The sequence below is a fragment of the Halomonas sp. 3D7M genome (assembly GCF_014897885.1).
In the GTDB taxonomy this organism is placed as follows: domain Bacteria; phylum Pseudomonadota; class Gammaproteobacteria; order Pseudomonadales; family Halomonadaceae; genus Vreelandella.
In genome coordinates this window covers 25,626-26,299 of sequence record NZ_JABUZF010000205.1, presented here as the reverse complement: position 1 = coordinate 26,299, position 674 = coordinate 25,626, and the positions used below count along the sequence as shown (strand labels likewise).

Genomic DNA, 674 nt, shown 5'->3' with positions numbered 1-674 from the left:
CGCTTTATTGATGAAGTGGGTGAGGAGATGTTTACGGCTGATCCTCGTAATGCTAGTGACACCTAGCAAGCTTTTCGTTTAGTTGAGGAGCGGAGTATGCACATGGTATACCGTGCTTCCCCTTGGCGCTCCTTGGTATGTCATCATGGCTCATTGGATATCTCGGCGCTAAGTGCTCCACTTCGCGATTTTTACACGCATACCTCTCTTTTTAATCCATCCTTATCTGACGCCTATGCCGCACAGCTCTCTTTTGTTGAGACATTGCTGCGTTATGACTTGCCTGCTTGGCGTATTAGCGAACTCATTAGTGACCACATCGCTTGGCTTTATCGTCAATCGATTGCAGCAGCGCTAGATGAAATGCAGGCACAAGGGTGGGGTAAGCCGCCAGTGGATTACTGCGTTGTTACGCTCGGCTCGGCGGCACGCTTTGAAAGCTTGCTTGGGCCTGACCAGGACAATGCGCTGATTATTGGCGACTATCCTGACGCTCGACACGTTGAAATTGATGGCTACTTTCAGGCGCTAGGCGAACGTTTTACACAACGCTTAGATGAAGCGGGCATTCCGCTTTGCCGTGGCCATGTCATGGCGCGTTGGCCAATGTGGCGCAAGCGCTTGAGCGAATGGCAGCAGCAATTTGCAATTTGGAGTGCGGATCGTCAGGGTAA

The 674-nt window shown here is 51.2% G+C and carries 1 protein-coding gene; it reads left to right on the top strand.

Translation table 11 applies throughout. From position 1 onward, the window contains the following. Positions 1–96: 96 nt before the first annotated feature. A partial coding sequence (locus tag INT22_RS20850) for a DUF294 nucleotidyltransferase-like domain-containing protein (RefSeq protein WP_226912646.1) occupies positions 97–674 on the top strand: 578 nt, incomplete at its 3' end.